The 23,153-nt window shown below is 34.8% G+C and carries 17 protein-coding genes, 2 tRNA genes and 2 pseudogenes; 8 read left to right on the forward strand and 13 right to left on the reverse strand.

Annotated features, from left to right (window positions below):
* Positions 1-49: 49 nt before the first annotated feature.
* Complete coding sequence (locus LE179_RS02640; protein WP_374128821.1) at positions 50-835, reverse strand: ABC transporter ATP-binding protein; 786 nt, start codon at positions 833-835, stop codon at positions 50-52.
* Positions 836-950: 115 nt separating this feature from the next.
* Between LE179_RS02640 and LE179_RS02645 the strand changes: the two genes are divergently transcribed.
* The 4 genes from LE179_RS02645 to LE179_RS02660 all read left to right on the forward strand — a co-directional run bounded on the left by LE179_RS02645 (position 951) and on the right by LE179_RS02660 (position 4,165).
* Entirely contained in the window at positions 951-2,354 is a 1,404-nt protein-coding gene (locus LE179_RS02645; protein WP_374128822.1) for an MATE family efflux transporter, read from the forward strand.
* A gap of 18 nt (positions 2,355-2,372) precedes the next feature.
* Positions 2,373-2,456: transfer RNA gene (locus LE179_RS02650), tRNA-Leu, on the forward strand.
* A gap of 897 nt (positions 2,457-3,353) precedes the next feature.
* Positions 3,354-3,806 (forward strand): Panacea domain-containing protein, encoded by a 453-nt coding sequence (locus LE179_RS02655; protein WP_374128823.1) that lies wholly within the window; start codon positions 3,354-3,356, stop codon positions 3,804-3,806.
* Complete coding sequence (locus LE179_RS02660) at positions 3,803-4,165, forward strand: hypothetical protein (RefSeq protein WP_374128824.1); 363 nt, start codon at positions 3,803-3,805, stop codon at positions 4,163-4,165. Before LE179_RS02655 ends, LE179_RS02660 begins: the two co-directional genes overlap by 4 nt.
* Positions 4,166-5,387: 1,222 nt before the next feature.
* Here the strand turns inward: LE179_RS02660 and LE179_RS02665 are convergent.
* The 11 genes and pseudogenes from LE179_RS02665 to LE179_RS02715 form a co-directional block, all read right to left on the reverse strand.
* Positions 5,388-5,642: a hypothetical protein gene (locus LE179_RS02665; protein ID WP_374128825.1), complete on the reverse strand. Its 255-nt coding sequence runs from the start codon at positions 5,640-5,642 to the stop codon at positions 5,388-5,390.
* 143 nt (positions 5,643-5,785) lie between these two features.
* Positions 5,786-6,070, reverse strand: coding sequence for a hypothetical protein (locus LE179_RS02670; protein ID WP_374128826.1), 285 nt, complete (start codon positions 6,068-6,070; stop codon positions 5,786-5,788).
* Positions 6,071-6,205: 135 nt separating this feature from the next.
* Positions 6,206-7,381, reverse strand: coding sequence for an HD domain-containing protein (locus LE179_RS02675; RefSeq protein WP_374128827.1), 1,176 nt, complete (start codon positions 7,379-7,381; stop codon positions 6,206-6,208).
* A gap of 229 nt (positions 7,382-7,610) precedes the next feature.
* Positions 7,611-8,324 (reverse strand): DNA alkylation repair protein, encoded by a 714-nt coding sequence (locus LE179_RS02680; protein ID WP_374128828.1) that lies wholly within the window; start codon positions 8,322-8,324, stop codon positions 7,611-7,613.
* Positions 8,325-9,439: 1,115 nt separating this feature from the next.
* Positions 9,440-12,250, reverse strand: a complete 2,811-nt coding sequence (gene uvrA, locus LE179_RS02685; protein WP_374128829.1) for an excinuclease ABC subunit UvrA — start codon at positions 12,248-12,250, stop codon at positions 9,440-9,442.
* A 25-nt stretch (positions 12,251-12,275) separates the two neighbouring features.
* Positions 12,276-13,838, reverse strand: a complete 1,563-nt coding sequence (gene nadB / locus LE179_RS02690; protein ID WP_374128830.1) for an L-aspartate oxidase — start codon at positions 13,836-13,838, stop codon at positions 12,276-12,278.
* Positions 13,835-14,695, reverse strand: coding sequence for a pantoate--beta-alanine ligase (gene panC, locus LE179_RS02695; protein ID WP_374128831.1), 861 nt, complete (start codon positions 14,693-14,695; stop codon positions 13,835-13,837). Before panC ends, nadB begins: the two co-directional genes overlap by 4 nt.
* Positions 14,692-15,492: a 3-methyl-2-oxobutanoate hydroxymethyltransferase gene (panB, locus tag LE179_RS02700; RefSeq protein WP_374128832.1), complete on the reverse strand. Its 801-nt coding sequence runs from the start codon at positions 15,490-15,492 to the stop codon at positions 14,692-14,694. The genes panC and panB overlap by 4 nt, the downstream gene beginning before the upstream one ends.
* A gap of 28 nt (positions 15,493-15,520) precedes the next feature.
* The gene (gene folK / locus LE179_RS02705; RefSeq protein ID WP_374128833.1) at positions 15,521-16,057 is read right to left on the reverse strand and encodes a 2-amino-4-hydroxy-6-hydroxymethyldihydropteridine diphosphokinase; all 537 of its coding nucleotides are present in this window, start codon (positions 16,055-16,057) and stop codon (positions 15,521-15,523) included.
* 15 nt (positions 16,058-16,072) lie between these two features.
* Positions 16,073-18,373 (reverse strand): annotated as a pseudogene (hsdR, locus tag LE179_RS02710) (EcoAI/FtnUII family type I restriction enzme subunit R).
* Positions 18,374-18,510: 137 nt separating this feature from the next.
* Positions 18,511-19,245 (reverse strand): annotated as a pseudogene (locus tag LE179_RS02715) (N-6 DNA methylase); the annotation flags it as partial.
* Between the two features lie 491 nt (positions 19,246-19,736).
* Between LE179_RS02715 and LE179_RS02720 the strand changes: the two are divergent.
* The 3 genes from LE179_RS02720 (at position 19,737) to aroQ (ending at position 21,666) form a co-directional block, all read left to right on the forward strand.
* Positions 19,737-19,808: transfer RNA gene (locus LE179_RS02720), tRNA-Met, on the forward strand.
* Positions 19,809-20,146: 338 nt separating this feature from the next.
* Positions 20,147-21,238, forward strand: a complete 1,092-nt coding sequence (gene aroB, locus LE179_RS02725; protein ID WP_374128834.1) for a 3-dehydroquinate synthase — start codon at positions 20,147-20,149, stop codon at positions 21,236-21,238.
* On the forward strand, positions 21,235-21,666 hold the full coding sequence (gene aroQ, locus LE179_RS02730) for a type II 3-dehydroquinate dehydratase (protein ID WP_374128835.1): 432 nt from the start codon (positions 21,235-21,237) through the stop codon (positions 21,664-21,666). The genes aroB and aroQ overlap by 4 nt, the downstream gene beginning before the upstream one ends.
* Before the next feature lie 76 nt (positions 21,667-21,742).
* Here aroQ and LE179_RS02735 read toward each other — a convergent pair whose 3' ends face one another.
* Entirely contained in the window at positions 21,743-21,946 is a 204-nt protein-coding gene (locus LE179_RS02735) for a cold-shock protein (RefSeq protein ID WP_374128892.1), read from the reverse strand.
* A gap of 148 nt (positions 21,947-22,094) precedes the next feature.
* Between LE179_RS02735 and LE179_RS02740 the strand changes: the two genes are divergently transcribed.
* Positions 22,095-23,144: a M24 family metallopeptidase gene (locus LE179_RS02740; RefSeq protein ID WP_374128836.1), complete on the forward strand. Its 1,050-nt coding sequence runs from the start codon at positions 22,095-22,097 to the stop codon at positions 23,142-23,144.
* Positions 23,145-23,153: the final 9 nt, after the last annotated feature.

A 23,153-nucleotide genomic window follows, 5' to 3' on the forward strand; every position in this document is an offset into this window, starting at 1 on the left:
GCATGACAGATTGATGAAAATACGTCGACTGATAACAAGAAGTTTCATTTTACACTGCTCTAATCCAGCATAAACCGCTATTCTCGTCGAGTCTTACTTCCATATCAAAAAGAGAAGAGAGCCTATCGCCAGTAAAAATTTCACTGCGTTTTCCATCGGCGAAGATTTTCCCATCTTTAAAAAAGACAAATCTGTCCATTTCTGGAATGATGTCCGACACTAAATGTGTCACAAGTATTATTTTTGTTCCTGAATCCGAAATTTTTCTCATTGTATTATGAAGTTTTAAAGACGACGAGATATCCAAACTGTTCGACGGTTCATCCAAAACTAAAACCTTAGGACTGTTTACAAGTGATCTTGCAATTAAAAATCTCCTTGCTTCGCCAGACGACATGGTTTCAATCTTCTTATCTTTTAAAGAAGATACATCCAAAAAATCAATCATATCACCGGCTTTTTTAATCATCTCTTTTGTAACCGCGTGGTTATTCGATATTCCAATACTTGAGAAAAATCCCGATAAAACGGCTTCAAAACCCGTTATCTCATTATAAAAATCATATTGAAGTTCGTTCGTCACTATCCCGAGCATACTGCGCAAATCATGTATATTCCACCGTCTGCGTTCAAACAATCTGCAAACCGTGCCATTTCCGGTATAAGACGGGTAAATTTTACCGGTTATAAGTTTGATAAAAGTAGATTTTCCCGAACCATTTGGACCTATCACCGCAACATTTTCGCTAGAACTTATATTAAGATTGATATCATCTAAAATTTTCCTATTGCCACGCAGAACAGAAACTTTTTTTAATTCAATAAAACTGTCCATTGCCCACTCTCCATACGAAATAATGGTTAGATTTTATAATATACAGCAGAAAAAAGAAAGGACGTTAATATCTGAACATTTTGGCAACTTAAAAATAATTATATAGAATAGTGATATGCCCAATACAAAAATCTTTGACCTCATAAAAAAACGATGGTACGCTACCGCCGGATACGCGGAATTTTTTAAAATAGCTCTTCCTCTTATTGTTTCAATAGGAGGCTGGGCGCTTCAGACTTTCATAGATAGAGTCTTTCTTTCACACTACTCTAGCATCGCTTACGCGGCAGCTGTCCCCGCTGGACTATTAAACTGTTCAATTATGGATATATTTATAGGGACAGTATCTTATATCGATGTTTTTATTTCACAATATAACGGGAAAAAAGACTTTAAGTCAATAGGTCCGTCCGTCTGGCAAAGCATTTATCTCTCGCTTTTTAGCTCGCTTATAATTTTTGCCATTTCGTTTTTCTCCAAAGATATTTTTAACTTCATAGGACACTCGCAAATCATTATTTGTGAAGAAATTAAATATTTTAAAGTTTTATGTTACGGCGCATTTCCGTATCTTGCAGCTTCCGCTATGGCAGGCTTCTATTCAGGCAGAGGAAAAACAAAGATTGTTTTGATTATAAACCTTGTAAGTATAACTGTAAATACCATCTTGGATTATCTCCTAATTTTCGGTAAATTCGGATTTCCTGAACTCGGCGTAGAGGGAGCGGCGATTGCAACCATTATCAGCTCAATTATAATGTTTTTTATGTTCTTACTTTTTATAATATCAAAGAAAAATGACGTTTTATTTAATACAAGAAAGACTAAACCAGATTTTAAGTTTATTAAGCATCTTATCAAATTCGGTTTCCCAAACGGTATTCATTTCTTTTTCGACATATTCATATTCGCATTTTTTACGCTTGCAGTAGGTACTCTCGGCAAATTAGAATTGTTAGCCACAAATATAGTCACGAATATTTATAGCCTCTTTTATACGCCGGTTTCAGGATGCGGAGTCACAACATCAATTATGGTGGGAAATTATCTCGGTAAAAACAAAGCTCGCATTGCTCAAATAAGCGTTCAAACAGCTTTACATATAACATTCGCATATGTTATCCCAACGATTCTTCTATACATATTTGTTCCAGACATACTCATATATCCTTTTTCAAAAGGTTCAGAATACTTGAATACTGAACAAATAAGACCGACTATAGTCATCTTACTAAGATTTATAACTGTATTTGCATTTTTTGAGTCAGCAAGTATTATATATTCTTCGGCGATAAAAGGAGCCGGAGATACAAAGTTTGTAATGAAACTTTTAATAACGCTTTTCATAATTACCGCAATACCAGTGTGCTTATTTACAATATTTAAAATAGGATTATACGCGTGTTGGAGTATTTTAGTCATTTACGGTATTATGCTTATGATTTTTTCTTATTTAAGATATAAAACAAATAAATGGAAACATATGCGTGTAATTGAAACGGACAGCGCTGACAAATAGTTAAATTGGGTGAATAAAGCTGAGGTGGTGGAACGGCAGACACGCAGGTTTCAGAAGCCTGTCCCCGAAAGGGCGGTAGGGGTTCAAATCCCCTCCTCAGCAAAATATTTACATTTTTTCTACTCATATAAATATTAATACAATCGTTTTTTTACGCAATCAAATAATTTTCATGCTAGTATTTTCACAAATAAAAAAACATCATAAACCGTAGTTTGACTTATTACTTAATTTTAAATTAAAAAGTTCCCGATAGAATAATTTAATTATTCTGTTTTATGCAGTAGCTATACAACGCTTTTAAAAGACCGGTTTAATTTAGTCTTCTTTACGGGAATTTGACACAATATTTTGATATATAATTGCTAGAAAATAGAGAAAAGCAGACGCGAAATAGTCTTTACGCATAACAAACTCCCATACCGCAATGTAGCCTTTCTGGAGAGCGGAACAACAGACGAGTGCGTAAGTCCGCAGGAAAACAATATTGCATTTCAAATAATGTGCGGCAATAAAATAGACGTTCTCGCGAGTTTGGAGGACGATTACTGCGATCCACCCTCTTAGTGAAAGATGAATGGACGAGTTATTGCCCTCGGTGTTTTTATTGTATGCTTCAGGTTTTTATAAAGAGAGAATGAAATTCTTTAGAAAATGCAGATTCTTATTTGCTTAAATCAGCAAGTCCTCTAAAAATTTAAAAGGTTCAGTATTAAAAACAATCACCTTTTCACAAAGTATTACCAACATGCTCTGTTTTCTCGCGCTAAAATATCTTTCCACACGCTGCAGTCGTCAATATAACTAAAATTTCCAATAGCATATAAACCTTTCATAAACCTAAACCTTGTTTTACAAACCTTAAAGTCATTTAAAGCAATTTAAAATCTTGACAAAATCAGTAAAAAATCTTATCATAATCTTATCATAATTATCATGGCATAAGTATTGTTTCTTTAGCTAAGAAAACGAATTGAGATCCTATTAAGGAGATATAAAATGAAAGCGCTAGAAATTGCAAAAAGGATACTGAACTATCAGCTTTTAGATTATACTCTTGAGATAAGCCACTTAAAACTTCAAAAATTGCTATTTTATTGCCAAGCTTATCATCTCTCTATTTCTGGCGAACCACTATTCGAAGACGACATACTTGCTTGGGATTACGGACCGGTTGTACGCAGCGTTTATGAAAATTACAAGAAACACGATAGCTCCATAATCTCAGTTAAAAAAGAACTTAAATCTGAAGATATTTCTGCTACTTCAATCGGCGTGATTTCAACAGTTATGGGTGCGTATTCAAAATTTTCCGCTATAGAGTTAATGGGTATGACACATTCGGAGCGTCCATGGCAAGAAGCTTATGCACGTAAAGGTAAAGATAAAATCATTTCTCAGGATAGCATGAAAAACTATTATAAACAATTTTTAACAAACGAAAAACAATGAGTTCTAAAATTACGCTCAATAAGCAAATTCAAACAATAAAACCAGCAATAAATCCATCCTCTAAACCTCCATTATTTTGCTTTCGTGGGATAGCAAAAGATAAAAATTCAAGAAAGAGATTAAAAAATGATAAAACAATTTGTAAAGATTTCTTAGATTCAATTATGACTATATCCGAACTAGAAACGATAGAAAAAATTAAAAAACATAAGGGTTTAAATTTTGAACCGCTAGAAAAACCTACACATTCAGTCAGAGCAACTGATGAATACAGAATACTACTTGATTTTGAAGATATGAAATTTTCATTAAAATCAATAAAACATAAAAATGAATATAAGAAAAATGGTATTGTATAATCTGGTATAATCTATCACAAACAATAAAAACTAAAAAAACAAACTCAAACAAAGCTTTCCTCAAATCTCTAAACGCTCCTAGCACTAATTTTCTAATTTTATTCATACGTTAGCTTTTAGTCATCTGAACTCGCTTATTTACAGTTACAAGTTTTGAGTAAAGTCTTTTATATTTATTAATATTTCCGTACTGCCCCATAAATCAGCAACTATCTACGTTTTATTTTAGGATAGCACTATCGTTTTTATCGCTTGCGCATTCTTTGTAAATAATCTGTATTATTGCACATAATTTCATTTTTTCACATAAGGTTTTTCTTTTAAATGCTAACTTTGCCAATCTGTCTTCATTATTCTTAAGTTATTAGACATTGTCACTTCAAAGTTTAATTTTTCCTTTTTAACTTTATTTTCCGTCTATTGAGTGAAATCCATTTTTTATATTTACCACCAACTTAGTTTCACATATAAATATTGTTGCATAAACAGTATATGGTTTAACATATAATTCTTGTGATTATTAAAATAAACACAAGCAAGCAATCATCAAATCAAGAGATAAATCACTGCTTTTCGTTGTCAATCAATATTGTATTAGTATTGCAGAGCAATTGCTTTTACAGACATTAATAAAACATAGGAAATTATGAAAAACTTGTCTTAGCCGTTTTAATGTTGTGGTTATTTTCAACAAATCTTTTTTTTAATGTAAAAACTCATGGCAACCTGAATGAAAATTATTGAATAAATATGAAAGAAGCGGAAAAGTTTAATTTCATAATAGATTTGATGAAGACGTTTATGTAGTCTATTTTAGCGGTATTTCAATGCACACAAAACGATACCTTAAAAGATTTAAAAGATAAAAATTAACAAAGAATTTTACAACTCAAATATGAAAAAACTACATACAAACGGAAAGTAGATTTTCTAAACAAATTCTACTCCAATCTTCAAGGCAAAGTTATTCACATATACGTAAGTACTAAGTTGACTTTATTGTTCACTTGGCGATGAAGAAGTAATTAAACAAGACGAGTTTGCAGCGAATATGATAAAATTTTTGCACAAACAAAAGCAATCCAGAAATAACATATATTAATCCTTTTAATAGGACAATTTTTTATTTTTACTCTTCTAATTTTCTCATTAATTTAATAGATATTCTTTTTACTTCTTATTCTTCTTGTTTGTGAAACCTTACCATTAGCTTCGTCTTTGGTTAGTCTTTGATTTCATCTTTAACCTCGTCCTTGATTTCGTCTTTAATTTCGTCTTTAACTTCATCTTTAGTTTCGTCTTTAGCTTCTACAATCTCGTCTTTAACCTCGTCTTTAGTTACGGTTTTGTGGTTACGGCTCTTTACTTTTACGGTTCTTGGTTTGTTACCTCTAGAACTTCTTGCGGCAAAACTATCCCCTGCGATAACCGCTAAAAGAAACATCGACGATAGAATAACTGCTAAAGTTTTTTTCATTCTTCTTCCCTCTATTTTAAATTTTAGAACTTTAACTTCATTTTTTTTAGTAACTCAACATCTACCGAATTGCTCACATCGTTTTTATTACTTACACCTATACTTGTTAATAGGTCTTCTTTTTATTTCTTGTCCTTCTTTGCTTACTTCGAACGATAATGAGATCTTACATGAGATCCACTTTTGCGGTTATAGTTCTTTACTTTTACGGTTTTTGGTTTGTAGCTTTTAGAACTTCTTGCGGCAAAACTATCCCCTGCGACAATCGTTAAAAGAAACATCGATGATAGAATAACTGCTAAAGTTTTTTTCATTCTTTTTCCCTCTATTTTAAATTTTAGAACTTTAACCTCATTTTCTGATAACTCAGCATCTACCAAATTGTTTACATCGTCTTTATTACTCACGATTATACTGTCATTAAACAACTTTCTCCTCTAAATTACAAGAATACCTTTTCTCTAATCGCTTTTGTTTTCAACTGTAAGCAATACCCGCTTTATTAAACTGCAACAAACATGCTTTGCAATCTTCCTTAAAAGCCCATCTTTACTCCCTTCTCCCTAAAAATAGTCAAACAATCGTTTAAAATCCAAATTGTTCTTTTTAATGTTTGCATATTTATCATAAAGAGCTTGCTTGGCGTCTATTAAAATGGAAGACTTTATGCCGTATTCCAATGCTATTGAAGCTTCAATATAAGCACACAGTTTATCGCACATTTCAGTTAAACTCCCGTCAACAGCATTATATTTATTATCGTCAAAATCCGCCGCATTATCAACTCTTTCTACATTGCCGTTTTTAATAATTTTATCTGAAAATTCGTCCTCTATAAAATACTGCATCTCTTTATGCCAATCCTTTGGAATTAAAGGAAGTATTCGCTCATTAATCTGTTTTTTTTCATAATCCTTTATTATATCTTCAAAACCCGCTATTGAAGATTTCACAGGTTTAATGATATCTTTCGTTAAAATCTCAGGGAGATCGTGAAATAACGAAGAATAAAAATTATTATATTTTCTTTTCTCCGAAGCGTTCATTTCTATTGACAATATATACGCAAAAATTGCGACCGTAAGCATATGTCCCAGCACGGTTGTCTTTGGTATTCTGAAAGCTTGCGCCCATCTCTGTTGAAATCGCAGCTGCCCGCACAAATCTAAAAAACCATAATACTTTTTATTTATCACTAATTTTTTTATGCCCTCAAGGTCGTCAAAAGCGGCAATACTTTCCTCTATTTCATTCTTTGTGTTTTCTATGCCGTAAATCATAGAATTCCACGGATAAACTATGCCAAACTCCCACTTTGTTGACAGGCAATGTGCTGCTCTTAAAATCCTCTTTTCGCGCGTGGCATAATCCATTTCTAAAAGATATTCCGAACATCTTCTGCCAAAATCCCCTTTTAAGACTGATAAATCATTATTTAACTTTTCTATTACCCACTTGTTTAATTCTTTTTCCTTTTTTGACATTATTTCGCGAAAGACTTCCGGCTTTAAATCCGTAAGCATTATTCTTTGAAAAAATTCAAAAATTCCGCCTTCAATAAGTTTTATCCAGTCAACCGCCTCATTATCTTCTTCTTCAAATTTTGCAACTATATAAGCAATTATCATTTTGTGAGCTTGTTTATCAAGTTCACAAAAATCAAGAGGGCGTATGTGATCGTTCCATCTTAAAATCTTTGCAGCAGAAAAAATTTTTAAAATCAAATCTTTTGTTATCACCTATACCTCTCAAATACAAATCTCAGCCGTGTCATAAATATGCGATTTAGAAAAAGCAAGTTATCAGTTTAACTGGCACCCGCCGAAAAAACAAATGGCAACGTCAGACTCCAAGCTAAGTTATATCTCTTCTTTCTCTTTCACTCTCAAGCGAAAAAGAGGTAATTGTCATTCTCTCGCCGAACGCAGAACAATAGTCTCAGAAGAGAAAAGGATATTATTTTTCACTTTATGCTCTATCTCTTTCCATATAATACTTTCTTTTTTTCGGGGAGAATTTTTCAATTGAATACCTCAACATCGTTCTCGGCATCATTTTAGAATACTTATCTAAAAATGAAACAAGCGGTTTTATATCTCTTTTTCCAATCTCTCTAAGCATCCAGCCAGACGCCTTATGCATCAAATCGTGCCTGTGCGTTAAAAACAATTTTGATAATTCCAAAGTTTCCGTAAATCTTCCTTGCTTTATAAAATATAATGTTGAAACCATCGCAATTCTTTCCTTCCAAAGGCTACCCGACTTTGCATATTTCCAAAAATCCTTTAAAGAATTATTATGCCAGTAGTGTCCCATGATGCCCGGCGCAGATAGGTCAACCAAATCCCAGTTATTAATGTACTCAGAATTTCTCAAATATATTCTCGTTATATCAAACTTAATATTATCATCCGCTTCTTTATATTTTTCAATTAAAATCATCAATGCGGTAAATCTTACTTCGTGAACTTTATGCCGCAATAACTCTTCGATGTCTTTCAAATTCATATCTTTCCAGTATCTACGAGATATAACCCGCTGCTGCTGAACTCGAAGACCCCAAAAAAAATCGCCTTCCCCGTATCCGCCTTTATGTGTTTGAAAATATTTTGCATGATGTTTTGCAAAAGCTTCGTTTTTGCACTTTTTTAAATCCTTTAACAAATCTTCTTTGAAATTCATTTTCATTTTGATAAATTGATATATTTATTTAAGAAAAAGGTGAAAACAAGATACATAATCGAAGTAAAAAAGAATAAAGATGCAAAAGCAATTCTAAATTTAAAAATTTTAGTTTTGTAAACTAATAAAAATGCCAACGCATAAAAAATACCGAAAATAATCGCACATACTATAAGATTTAAAAGCATTTTGTTCTCTCTTTTTATCATGCATGGAAGAGTTTTTCAGATTCTGTCCGGCCATTATGATCAGATATAGACTATATAATCTTTTTCATCTCTGTTCTTGTAGTCAATCTCACATTTTGAGTTTGGGCATTGTAGTTCATCACATCCCGACATCAGTGTCACTATTAAAAGAAGTGTTATTATCTTTTTCATGACTGTTGAATTCTTTCATTGTATTTAAATTTTTTTATAATTTCTTTCCGATGAGAGTTCAGCGTCCGAAAATACATTTAAGAAATAAGAATCCGCTCATTTTCCGCGTTTTCTCTTTTGGGCAAATTTAAGAACGGTATCTACAAACCTTGTTAAATAGGCGCTGAAATTATCAACATGAAACATAGCAAAAATTGTAGCAGCGCTTTTAATATGCATCTCCCGCTTAAGCATTGAGAGAATTCTGCTGCGCTTTATAACCTCTTCGGATATCCAAAAGGTTTGCTTAACTATAGCTGCAACTTCTTGTAGCTGATTCGCGTAATTTACATACGCAAAGCGGTTTGGCTATAATGCTCCTACCGCCAAAGTCCAAAGATAAGAATAATCCCGCACGCTATCCCGATAGCCCACAAATACGGGTTTCTCTCTATCCAATCGCGCCGTTCGATAAATATCTTGCCTTTCGGCGTCCTCAAATCACCAAAACTCAACTTTGAGGGTATATTACGGTCTAGTTTATAAACTTCCTCAAAAGTCGCAATGACACGTCTTTTTCGCATTGAAAAAATTCGTTCTAACGTCATTTCAAACAATCCGGCGTCACTTAAGCATTATATCTATCCACTGAGAATCCAGAAAAAAAATAAGAGAGGGCGATTTCAAGAAGAGGATTTTATATTTCCAATAGACAACAAAAGCTTTACACAATCAACTTTTTCATATACTTTCATGTTATACATGACGATTAATGTGATCTTTCAAGTAATATCCCGTAAATGATTTCGGATTTTCCATCACATCTTCAGGAGTACCTTCAGCCACAATCCTGCCACCTTTTTCACCGCCTTCGGGACCTAAATCGATAAGCCAGTCGGCGGTTTTGATAACGTCGAGATTATGTTCTATAACAAGAACGGTATTTCCGGTATAAGAAAACCTCTGCAAAACATCGAGAAGTTTCCCCACATCGGCAAAATGCAGTCCGGTAGTAGGTTCGTCAAGAATGTATATCGTTCTTCCTGTAGCCCTTTTTGACAGTTCAGTCGCAAGTTTTACTCTCTGCGCTTCGCCACCAGAAAGAGTAGTAGCCTGCTGTCCTGTTTTTATGTATCCAAGACCGACATCGTCAAGAGTCGACAAAATTCTCTTAATTGCCGGAATATTTTCAAAAAATTTTACGCTTTCTTCAACAGTCATATTTAAGACTTCGTCAATATTCTTGCCTTTATACCTTATCTGCAGAGTTTCCTCATTGAATCTCTTTCCTCCGCAAATATCGCATTTGACATAAATGTCTGGTAAAAACTGCATTTCAATTTTTAAAGTGCCGTCGCCCTGACAGTTTTCGCATCTCCCGCCTTTTACGTTAAAAGAAAACCTTCCAGGCAGGTATCCTCTCGCTTTTGATTCAGGAACCTGCGCAAACAAATCTCTTATTATTGAAAAAGCGCCCGTATAAGTTACCGGATTTGACCGAGGCGTCCTTCCTATGGGCGATTGGTCGACAATTACAACTTTATCTATATTTTCAAGTCCGTCCATATTTTTAAATTTTCCGGGAATTTCTTTTGATCCGTAGAGTTTATGCGCAAGATTTTTATATATTATTTCATGAACTAAAGTAGATTTACCGCTGCCCGACACCCCCGTAACGCAAACAAAAAGTCCGAGAGGAATATGCACATTCACATTTTTTAAATTAAACTGACGCGCACCTTCAATCGTAAGATATCTATCCGAAAGCTGTTTTCTCTTTTTGGGAACTGGTATCTGTAAAGTGCCTTTTAAATACTGTCCCGTCAGAGAGTTTTTAAACTTTACTATTTCTTCTGCGTTTCCTTCCGCAACTATATATCCGCCGTGAACTCCGGCTCCGGGACCCAAATCTATTATATGGTCTGCCATTCTCATTGTATCTTCATCGTGTTCAACAACGATTAAAGTATTACCCAAATCCCTAAGTTTTACAAGAGTCTCCAGAAGTTTATCGTTATCCTTTTGATGGAGTCCTATAGACGGCTCATCAAGCACATATAAAACTCCCGTAAGTCCTGAACCTATTTGCGTCGCCAAATGTATTCTCTGCGCTTCGCCGCCCGAAAGCGTACCGCTTTCCCTCTCTAAACTTAAATATCCTAAACCGACATTATTTAAAAACTGCAGTCTTTCGCGTATTTCTTTCAAAATAACCTTGCTTATAACCTTATCTTTACCGCTGAATTCGATTTTACTGAAAAAATCAAATGACTTTTCGATGGACATCCTTGTAATATCTGAAATTGACTTTCCGTCAACTAAAACTGAAAGCGCTTCTCTTTTAAGTCTTTTTCCACCGCATAGAGGACAGATTTTCCTGCTCATATACTTATTATAAATTTCTTCTCGTACAAAAGCGGATTCTGTTTCATTATATCTACGCTGCATGTTTTTTATAACACCCTCAAAATCGCCCTGCCCATAAAGCAAAATTTCCTGTTGTTCCCTTGCAAGTTCTTTCCAAGTCACATTTAAAGATATCTTATTCTTTCTTGCGACTTCAGTTAAAAGCTCCCAATAATACCCGCCCCAACTGTTTTTCCATCTATTTGTTCTCGTTGTTATCGGTTCCGACCACGCACTAATCGCGCCTTGTTTTATAGAACGGTTCTTATCAGGCACTACCAAATTTTCATCAATTTCTACTTTATTCCCAAGCCCCCCGCATTCAGGACATGCTCCAAACGGCGAGTTAAAAGAAAACAGTCGCGGTTCAATTTCAGAAAGATTTATCCTGCAGTCCGCACAGGCATACTGTTCGCTGTAAACTGTTTCAGTAACAGGTTTTCCATCTTTTATTACGGCAACAGATACTACGCCTTTCGACTCTTTTAAAGCTGTTTCAATCGAATTCGCAACTCTTGAACGTAAATTTTTATCAAGCGTTATCCTATCTATTACTACATCTATAGTATGTTTTTTATACCTTTTTAATTTTATTTTTTCATCAAGCGTAAATATCTCGTTATCAACTCTTACTCTTGAATATCCGCTCTTTGCAAGACGTGAAAAAAGTTCCACATAAGTTCCGATTCTTCCTCTTACAAGCGGCGACAAAATATGAATCATAGTAGCGTCAGGCATATCCATAATTTCATCAATTATTTGTTGCGCGGATTGAGGTTGGACTATCTTGCCACATTTAGGACAATGAGGAACACCTACTCTGGCAAATAAAAGTCTCAAATAATCGTAAATTTCAGTTACCGTTCCCACTGTGGAACGCGGATTATGCGACGGATTTCTCTGTTCTATTGAAATCGCAGGAGACAAACCCTCGATAATATCTATGTCGGGTTTTTCCATAAGCTCCAAAAATTGCCTCGCATAAGCGGACAGAGACTCGACATATCTTCTCTGACCTTCGGCATAAATTGTGTCAAAGGCAAGAGAGGACTTGCCAGAACCGGATAGCCCTGTAATTACGATAAGTTTATTTCTCGGTATGTCAATATCTATATTTTTTAAATTATGCTGTCGCGCACCGCGAATTTTGATTATGTCCATAATGTTTTTTTTCTACTTCTTCACTTCACTTTATGTTTATTATCGTGTTTTTCGCATCAGGCAGCATAAACGGATAATCCGTATTAAAATGCAGTCCTCTGCTTTCTTTTCTTTGTATTGCGGAGCGCACAATCATTTCTGCTACAAACGCTATGTTTCTCAGCTCAATTCCGTCCATTGAAAAAGACGCGTTTTTGAAATATTGTTCTATTTCCGTCTTTAAAATATCTATTCTTCTCTGCGCTTTTAAAAGTCTTTCGTCGGAACGAGAAATACCGAGATAATCCCAAGCCAACTGCCTTACTGCTTCTCTCTTACGCGCAAAAACAGCAGGTTCATTTGCTAAAGACTGTGCATTGTTGACAGGTTCGACGTCAATTTCCGAATACTCTTTTCTTAAAAACTGCAGAGAGTCTTCATATATTCTCTCCGCATATACAATACCTTCGAGCAGAGAGTTTGAAGCAAGTCTATTTGCTCCGTGTACTCCGGAACACGCCGTTTCTCCTGCTGCATAAAGGTTCTTAATAGTAGTCCTGCCATTTTCATCTATCGCAACGCCTCCGCAGAAAAAATGCGCTGCAGGAACCACAGGGATCATATCTTTTGAAATATCTATGCCGTATTCAAAACATTTCGCATAGATATTCGGAAATCTTTTTATAAGAAAATCCTTACTTTTTGCGGTGATATCCAAATAAACAAAATTTTCGCCGCTGGATTTTAATTCACTGTCTATCGCCCTCGCCACGATATCACGTGGAGCAAGCTCTTTTTGAGGACTGTACTTTTCAACAAACGATTCTCCGTTTTTAAGCTTTAAAACAGCACCTTCGCCGCGCACGGCTTCCGATATTAAAAAGGAGTTGGCATTGCTGCTGCATAAACATGTCGGGTGAAATTGTACGAATTCCATGTTTGCAATATTCGCTCCAGCTCTGTAAGCCATCGCTATCCCATCGCCTGTGGCAACGTCAGGATTTGAAGTATATAAATATGTTCTTCCAGCCCCGCCGCAAGCTAAAACTGTTACTTTCGCTTCAAAAATTTCCGTATTATTATTTTTATTACTAAGAATATATACGCCCCTGCAAACTATATCCTCATCTAATATCAAATCTATCGCCGTATGGTCTTCATAGACGTCTATATTTTTATTTTTCTTTATATTTTTTATTAAAACCCTTTCTATCTCATTTCCAGTTATGTCTCCGGCATGAAGAATTCTTCTTTTACCGTGTCCGCCTTCAAGAGCCAGTTCAAATTCTGAGTCAGAATTATTTTTTTTTGTGAATTCAACGCCGAGCGATATAAGCTCTCTTATCCTTTCTGGACCTTCGGCAACCATTTTCTCAACCATTTTCTCATTGCAAAGACCTGCTCCGGAAACCATCGTATCGCGCGCATGAGCTTCAAAAGAGTCGGACTTATCTGTAACACAAGCAATGCCGCCCTGCGCTTTGCCCGTAGCCGAATCGAACAGTTTTTTCTTTGTAATCAAAGAGACGCTGCCACTTTTTGATGCCTTCAACGCTAAGCTAAGACCCGCTATGCCGCTTCCTATAATTAAGTAGTCCGATTTTATCATTTCCTTACCCGCCTTCTACTTTTTATCATCACAACGTTGTCTATAAGTCTCGTCTTGCCTATCCATATGGCTACCGTAAAAACTGCTTTCTTTGTATTTTTATCAGCCGGCGACAAATCATCAAAATTTACAATCTCCGCATAATCAATTTTACTTCCCGGTATTTTCTTAAATTTATCTACGGCATCTTTTTTGACGGAATTAAAATTTCTGCACCTAAAATCTTTTGCCGCTTCTCTCAAAATCCTAGAAATATTCATACTCATCTTTTTCTCATCGACACTCAAATAGGAATTTCTACTTGAAAGAGCAAGGCCGTTTCTCTCTCTTGCAATAGAGCAGGGAACAATTTTAGTTCTGAAATTTAAATCCTTAGCCATTTTTTCTACAATTTTAAGCTGTTGAAAATCTTTCATTCCAAAATAGGCTCTATCGGCGCACGATATGTTAAAAAGCTTCGCAACCACTGTGGCAACACCTCTGAAATGATTCGGCCTAAATGCCCCGCACAAAATATCTTGCAAAGTTTTTACTTCTACAAAAGTTTTATAGTCTGATGGAAATACATCGTTTACCAACGGCATAAAAACATAATCCACATGATTTTTTTTACAGATTCCCTTATCCTTTTCAGAAGGTCTCGGGTACTTTAAGTAATCTTCATTAGGTCCAAATTGTGTCGGATTTACAAAAATTGACACTATAGTGATATCATCGTTTTTCACAGATTTTGCAATCAAAGAAATATGTCCCTCATGCAAAGCCCCCATTGTAGGGACAAGTCCTATTTCATCGCCATCTTTAAGATGTTTTAAAGCAATTTTTTGCATCTGCAAAGTGTTTTTTATAACTTTCATTTATATGTATTCTCTTCTCGTGGAAATTGTCCTTCTTTCACTTCATCTATATAATTTTTCACAGCAGTTTTTATTGTATTACCGACATCGGCATATTTTTTTACAAATTTAGGCGTAAAATCAGTAAACATTCCAAGCATATCGTCAATAACTAAAACTTGTCCGTCACAATAGCGCCCCGAACCTATGCCTATTGTAGGTATCTTCAAGCGCTCTGTAACTTCTTTTGCAAGCTGACCGGGAATAGCTTCCAAAACCACTGCAAATATGCCAGCTTTTTCCAATGCTTCCGCATCGGCAATTAGTTTCTCGCCCGCTTCTTCCGTTCTCCCTTGAACTTTAAATCCGCCAAACTTATTTATTGCCTGCGGAGTAAGACCCAAATGTCCGACGACAGGAACTTTTGCATCTGAAATCGCCTTAACTTTATCTAAAATCTCAATCCCGCCTTCAACTTTTACTGCTTCCGCACCGCCTTCCTTAACAATTCTCGCCGCATTTCTAACGGCATCTTCAACAGTTATCTCATAAGACATAAATGGCATATCGGTAATAAGCAAAGCTCCGGCGTTGCCTCTTTTTACTGATTTTGTATGGTATATCATATTGTCAACGGTAACGGAGAGAGTATTTTCATAGCCGAGCTTGACATTGCCGAGAGTATCTCCTACAAGCAACGCATCAATATCCTGTGAAGAAATAAGTTTTGCAGTAACATAGTCATAACAGGTTAACATCGTTATTTTTTCGCCGATATGTTTCTTCTCCAAAATTGTTAAAACCGTTTTTTTATTCATATCAAACCCCATTCTGCTTCTTTTGTCGCTACCACTTATTCCAATTTTTCAAACACCGCTTGGCAATATTTATTCGTATGATTTTAACCTTTTGGCATTTAAGTGTCAATAACTTATCATATAAAATAGTTCTGATTTTTCGTCTTAAAACCGGATGCACAAAATTACCAGCTATCTCGCCCAATGGAACTAAAACAAAAAGTCTATTCTGTACCTCTTTATGTGGAATAGTTAAATTAACCTTGTCAATAATTTTCTTTCCAAAAAACAAAATATCAATATCAACAACTCGCGGACCCCATCTTATTGTCTTCCTACGTCCTAAAATATACTCCGCTTGCTTTATAAGCAAAAGCAAATCATCCGGTTTCAAGTCCGTCTGCGCTTCGGCTACAATATTATAAAAACTTTTTTGACTGGGTCCCACCGGGGACGTCTCATAGAAAGAAGATATTTTCTTAATATTCAAAAATAGACTGCTTTGCAAAAAAGAAAAAGCGGAAATAATATTTTCCGCTCTGTTTCCAATATTTGACCCTAAACTCAAATAAACTGTTTCTTTCATTTTAATTGATATATGTCAGTACAAGTATTTTTGAAAAGATATAAAAATATTTTTAATCTGTTCGATACGTCCCAATTCTTTTTCGCCGTCATCAATAGTTTTATACTTCAATTTTATAAGTTCGGGCAGATTATCCTGTTTCAATTCTTCAACACCGGTCTCTACATACTTATCCAAAACAAAGTTTAAGAAAGCTTTTTGTTTATCTTCAAAGCATTTGATTTCGGATATTTTCTCTTTTGCTCTTTGCGCACGAACCACTCTTGTCAGAGGTTCAACATTGTAAGCAAGATACTCTAAAGCATCAAATAAATCGCTGTTTTGCGTATTTGTAAGCTGCTGTAAATCTTTTAGTTTTTCATATCCATATCCTGCCTGTTCAAGTTTTTCTAAAAATTTCTTCCGCGTATCAGGGTCAGACCAAATATCCCTCAACTCTTGCTCATTTGTGAAAAACACAGGCAATTCACCATATAATTTATGCAAAAATTGTTCAGCAGATATAAGAGTATCTTTATCCCAAAATGACGTTTGCGTCATAAACTGAGTTTCCCTTTCTTTACCGTCTGCCAATTTTATTCTGACTTTCCCTTTTTGCGACTGCTCAGACAAAGCTTCATTTTTTACAACATCAAACTGTTTGACATCCTTTATCGTTTTTTTTAGGAGATTCCTCTATATTTATATCGTCTATAGGCTCGTCATCCCAACGTGGGTCTAAAAAATTTCTATAAGCGCCGACAAAATCATATATTGTAAAGTATTCTTTGCCCGTAGAAAGCCTCGTTCCTCTGCCTATCATCTGTTTAAATTCAATCATAGAATTCACAGGGCGCATAAGCACAATATTTCTAATATTTCTTGCGTCAACACCTGTAGAAAGTTTTTGGGAAGTTGTTAAAACAGTAGGGATTGTTTTGTCATCATTTTGAAAATCCCTTAAATATTGATTGCCCATCTCCTTATCATCTGACGTTACTCTCACGCAATAATCAGAATTCTTATCAATTTTAACTTGATTTATTAAATTTCTAAGTAAAGCCGCATGATATTGATTTCTACCAAAAACAAGAGTTTTTTCCTTTTGGTTTATTTCATTCATAAGAATTTCAACTCGTTTTTTCTCTCTTTCTTCAATTTCAATATCCTTATTGAAATTTTCTTCTACATATTCATAATTCTCTTTAACTTCCCCCTCAATAATATCATCATCAGAAGCATAAACATACGTATCCATAGTTGTTTGGATACGACGAACTTTAAAAGGTGTTAAAAACCCGTCGTTTATTCCGTCTTTAAGAGAATAAGCATATACAGGCTCGCCAAAATATTTGTATGTATCCGCATTTTCGTCATGTTTTGGCGTCGCAGTCATTCCAAGACGCACCGCCGAGGAAAAATAATCTAAAATATCGCGCCATTTGCTTTCATCATTTACTCCGCCTCTGTGACATTCGTCAATTATAATAAAATCGAAATAATCGTTTGGATATTGATCGAAATAAGGTTTTTCATCCGCGCCGCTCATAAAAGTCTGGAAAATTGTAAAGAAAATACTGCCGTTTACAGGGACTTTTCCGGTCTTTTTTATTTCCTCGGGTTTAACACGCTTTAAAACATCTTCTGGAAAAGCCGAAAAAGCATTAAACGCTTGATCCGCTAAAATATTTCTATCCGTCAAAAATAATATACGCGACAATCTAGCGCCGTCTTTGTTCACATTCCAGCGTGTTTTAAAAAGTTTCCACGCAATCTGAAACGCTATATAGGTTTTACCTGTGCCTGTGGCTAATGTCAGCAGGATATGACTTTTATTTTCCGCAATCGCACGCATAACTTTATTTACAGCGATTTCTTGATAATAACGCACATTTTTAGAACCACCTTTAGTTTCAAAAGGAACAGAATTAAATTTCTCAAGCCATTCAGTTTGTTGAGTAAAAATATCATTATAAAGTTCGTCGGGAGCAGGGAACTTATCTATTGACTTCTCTTCTCCTGTTATCATATCAGTAAAATAAATTTCAGTACCATTGTCGCCAAAGCATAGCGAACATTTAATTTTTGGACATACAGCTTAGCCTGAGCGACGCCTTCCCTTACCTGTAAAGTTGATTTTTTAGCTTCAATAACGGCAAGTTTTACACCTTTATAAGAAAGCACATAGTCTGCTTTAAGTCCTTGAGAAGAACGTATGCCGACTTTTGGCTCAATTATAGAAAGCTCTCGAAAAATTTTACAATTATTTTCCGCGACACAACCGCTTTCTTTCAACTTAGGATCTATAAGCTCTGCCCTAGTTTCCGCTTCGTTCATAGTTCCTCCGACACTTATTTTTCCGAATACTAAAAAAGCTTTTTATACCTTATCAATTGATAGAATTATAGAAAAAACCAACTACTTCTCTGGATTCTTCAAAAGCCTCGCTTTTTCAGTTTGACAGGCAAATAACTATACGCAAGCGACTTCTTCTCTTTGCCATAAAAAGTATTCTGCTGTAATTTTAATCGCTCTGCCGTTGTTTTAACTTTTTCATGCAAGTAGTCAAATGCTTCTACTAAAAAACCCGCGGAACCTACCGCTCTATCATAATTTGTATTCCCTATTTCAGGAGCTACAACTTTTACTACAGTCCGGATGAGAGGGCGCGGAGTATAGTATTCCCCTCCATTTCGTCCGGCATTACCCATATTCTTAATTTTTGATTCATAGAGATGGGACATCTCGTGCTTTTGAGCGCGAGTAGAAAATTTTAACTCATCAACAATATTTAATATTTCTCTTAAATTGTAACCGCTTTGGATTTTATTTCTAAGTTCGCTAAAAATTTCGCCGATCTTATATTCTATAGAATTATAATTCTCACCATTCGTTTTATACTTTTTTAGATAAGGAAAAAGTTTTTGGTTTACAAAATCAACAATATCATCGCCGGTTAAAGCTTTATTACAATTTAATTTACCGTCTTTTTTGGGACACGCCCAAATATCCCATTGAAATTCTTTTGAAATTATATCTGTATATTTTCTGCCTGCAAGTACGCCAGATTTAGCTTTTGTCCGTCCCAAATCGTCTAAATATTTCAAAAACAAAATCCAAGAAGTCTGCTCAATGTAGTCGAGTTCGCTGCTGCAACCTGCGTCTTTCCGCAAAATATCATCTATATTCTTAAATAATTGTTCGAACACTATTTGCCCTTTTAGAAATTAAAACTACATTTATTTAGGCAATTTTAGCATATATGTTTTTAAAAATAAATCTCTCTTTTAAAGAAGGATATTAACAACGGTAAACAGCAGAAATTTTAATCTTTTGACTTTTATATTAAAAGGATAATAATGCGAGAAGGGAAAGCGGAGTTGCTTGTATGCCAAATAAAAACACAAAAGCCTGAACAGCGACAATAAAACTTGCAGCTCAATTCTAGAAATTTTATATTAGAAGATTAACAAAAAACGTCGAAGTCCAACGAACTAAGAATTTTGTCTGCACAATACTTTGTCGATAACCGATACTTATTTATTGCTTGAGAAAATACCTTTCTTGTAAACATGTATAAAAAGCGATAAAAAAAAGATTAAAACAGTTAAGAAAACTGAATAGGAAATCTATTTATTTTTAAACTTGAATTGACTTTTATCAGCAAAAACGGATAGAATAACCATATTATTTTGATATTGGCGGCGTAGCTCAGGGGTAGAGCAGAGGACTCATAAGCCTTTGGTCGTAGGTTCAATTCCTACCGCCGCCAGTTCAATAAGAACATGCTCTTATAAAATACTCGCACCTAGACCAAGTATCCTAAAATTAACTTAGCCTTATAAAAGTCTTATTAAATACCGCTGTTTTTAAAGTTTTCTCTTTTTTGTCAAAAGGCAGATTTAAGCAAAACCAAAATACACAAAGCGGAAATCATAATAAAAATCAATACAAATATTTGTAATAAAACTTAGAAAAATGTAAAATAAGTGTAAAATTAAAACAAATTTTTAAGAACTATCTGTCGATAATTCCACATTCAAAGCAATAACTCCTAAAAAATCTTAATAGGGCAATGCGCCTATATTAAGATTAATTGTCCGCAAAATTATGAAACAACTAATAACTGTAAATTTAAAAACAAAGAAATACGATATCGTTATTTCGCAATCCGAAAATGATTTTTTTACGGTACTAGAAAAAGCCGTAAAAACAAATACGTTTTTTGTCATAACTGATAAAAATGTAGAAAAACTGCATTTAAAATATTTCACAGATTTATTAAAACAGAAAGGCTTCAATGTTAAAACCGCAGTTATAAGCGCTGGCGAAATCGGGAAAAACATAAAAAGTCTGTCATCTTTATACGATAGTGCGCTTGAGGCGGGCATAGACAGAAAAAGCTGCACAGTAGCTCTCGGCGGCGGTATTGTCGGCGATGTCGCAGGATTTTTCGCGGCAACTTACATGCGCGGAATAAATTATATCCAAGTGCCGACAACTCTTCTTGCAATGACAGATTCTTCAGTCGGCGGGAAAACTGCAGTAAATATAAAAGGCGGTAAAAATGTTACAGGCGTGTTTCACCAGCCCGATCTTGTCTGGATTAACTCTACTTTTTTAAGCACTTTGTCCGAAAGACATATAAAAAACGGACTTGCTGAAGTTATAAAATACGCTTTCACTTTTGACAGAAAATTTTACGAATACTTATCTGACATGCTGGAAGAGGGAACAACCATATCGCCAAAAGATTTTGACTATACTATATATAAAAGCTGTTCGTATAAAGCTAAAGTTGTTGAAAAAGACGAAAAAGAAATAACGGGTCTAAGAGCTGTTTTAAATTTCGGGCATACTTTTGCCCATGCGCTTGAAACAATTACAAAATACAAAAAGTTTTTACACGGAGAAGCGGTCGCCATAGGAATGCTTTTTGCGATAAAACTCTCCTTGGAATTAAAAACATGTAACATAGAAACATACAAAGAAGTTGAAAATCTTTTATATAAAGCAGGTTTTATTTTAAATACAAAAAATGACGCCAAACAAATGCTGTCGCTTATGAAAAAAGATAAAAAATCCATTGACGGAAATATTAAATTTGTTCTAATAAAAGATATAGGAAAAGCAATCAGCAGCTATGTAAAAGATGATGTTGTTTTAAGCGTTTTAAAGAACTTTACCGAAGAAAACAAATGAAAAAAGTACTCGTTTTAAACGGACCTAACATAAATATGCTCGGGATAAGAGAACCTGCGATTTACGGCAATATTACTCTTGCAGATATTGAAAAAAGTCTCACTGCCCTTGCAAAAGAACTCAAAGTTGAAGTTGAATTTTTTCAATCGAACCATGAAGGCGAAATTGTAGACAAAATTCAAAACAGCTTAAATAAAATTTGCGGAATTATTATCAATCCGGCAGCGTTCACTCACACATCTATAGCCATAAGAGACGCTTTGTCCTCAATTTCTATACCGACAATTGAAGTTCACATTTCAAATATATATACAAGAGAAGAATTCAGGCATAAATCCTATATTGCCGCCGTAACCATAGGACAAATTGCCGGACTTGGTATTGATGGGTACCTTTTTGCATTGAGAAAAATAACATCTTTAACATAGTAACGCTTACAAATAATATAACCCTAAAGGACCTCAAAGAAAATTCTTACGAGGTCTTTTAGGGTATTAAATTAGGTTATATTTTCTTTATATTCGCCGCTTTAGGACCTTTATCTGAATTTACAATTTCAAATTCAACACTATCGCCTTCCGCTAACGACTTAAAACCTTCAGACTGAATAGCTGAATAGTGTGCAAACACATCACCTGATCCGTCATCATTAGAAATAAATCCATAACCCTTCTGGTCATTAAACCACTTAACTTTGCCTTGTGCCATTACTACAACTCCTTTTTTTCTATCCGACTGCGGATAACTAATCTCCAACCACTTCTTGTAGTTGCAATGCTATTGTAGTAAAATGATTGTAAATTGTCAACTCCTTTTTTCCAAAACTAATAAAATTAAAAAAAGAAAATGGAAAAACATGAAAGAAAAAATATCAAAAATATTTAATAAATATCAACCAGATAGCATTCTTTTTACAAATGTAAAAGAAACCTTTTACCTTACTGGCGCGGAATTTGACGGATTCTGGCTTTTAGCATTAAAAAACAGAATATACGTTATCTGTTCAAAAATGATTAAAAACCAGATAAGAGAATATTTTGACAAACAGGATATATGCATACACGTAGGAGCGCCTTTATATAAAGCTGTCGCAGAAATCTTGAAACAAAATGAAATAAACTCTTTGTTAATTAATCCAAAATATATGAATGCGGCAGATTTTATTTTAATAAGCGAGAATTTAAGCCACGAAAAAATCTATCTTATAAAAAAATTAGGTATCTTAAACGATATAAGACTCGTAAAAAGCACAGTTGAGATTAAAAATCTCAGGAGAGCCTGCCAAATTGCATCTGAGGTATGCAATATAGTTAAAGAAGAGTTGAAACCAGGTTTAAGCGAGCTGGACATTCACTATAGGGTGATTGAATTGTTTGCTAAAAACCGAGTGACGAAGAGTTTTACTCCTATAATCGCCTCAGGACCGAATTCCGCCAACCCTCATCATATGAGTTCAATCCGCAAAATAGCCGAAAATGATACAGTAATGATGGATATAGGATGCATATACAACGGCTATTGTTCAGATTTGACACGAACTTACTTTTTAGGTAAAATTAGCAATAATCAACAAAGAGTTCGTGACATTGTAAAAAGTTCCCAAAATGCCGTTCTAAAAGAAGTAAAAGCGGGACTGCCATTATCGTGGGCAGACAAGACGGCAAGAGGTATTATAGAAGCAGCCGGCTATAAAGACAAATTCATTCACACCACCGGTCACGGAATAGGCATAGAAATTCATGAAATGCCTTCGTTAGCGTCAGATACCGAAGGTGTTTTTTTAACGCATATGGCAGTTACGGTAGAACCGGGCATATATATTGAACGCGAATTCGGCGTAAGAATTGAAGATACAATACTAATAGAAGAAAATGGCTGTGAAATGTTGACTTCAGCAGTATATTAATCAGGAGAA

It is taken from the genome of Candidatus Endomicrobiellum agilis (assembly GCF_020328115.1).
Classification (GTDB): Bacteria; Elusimicrobiota; Endomicrobiia; order Endomicrobiales; family Endomicrobiaceae; genus Endomicrobiellum; species Endomicrobiellum agilis.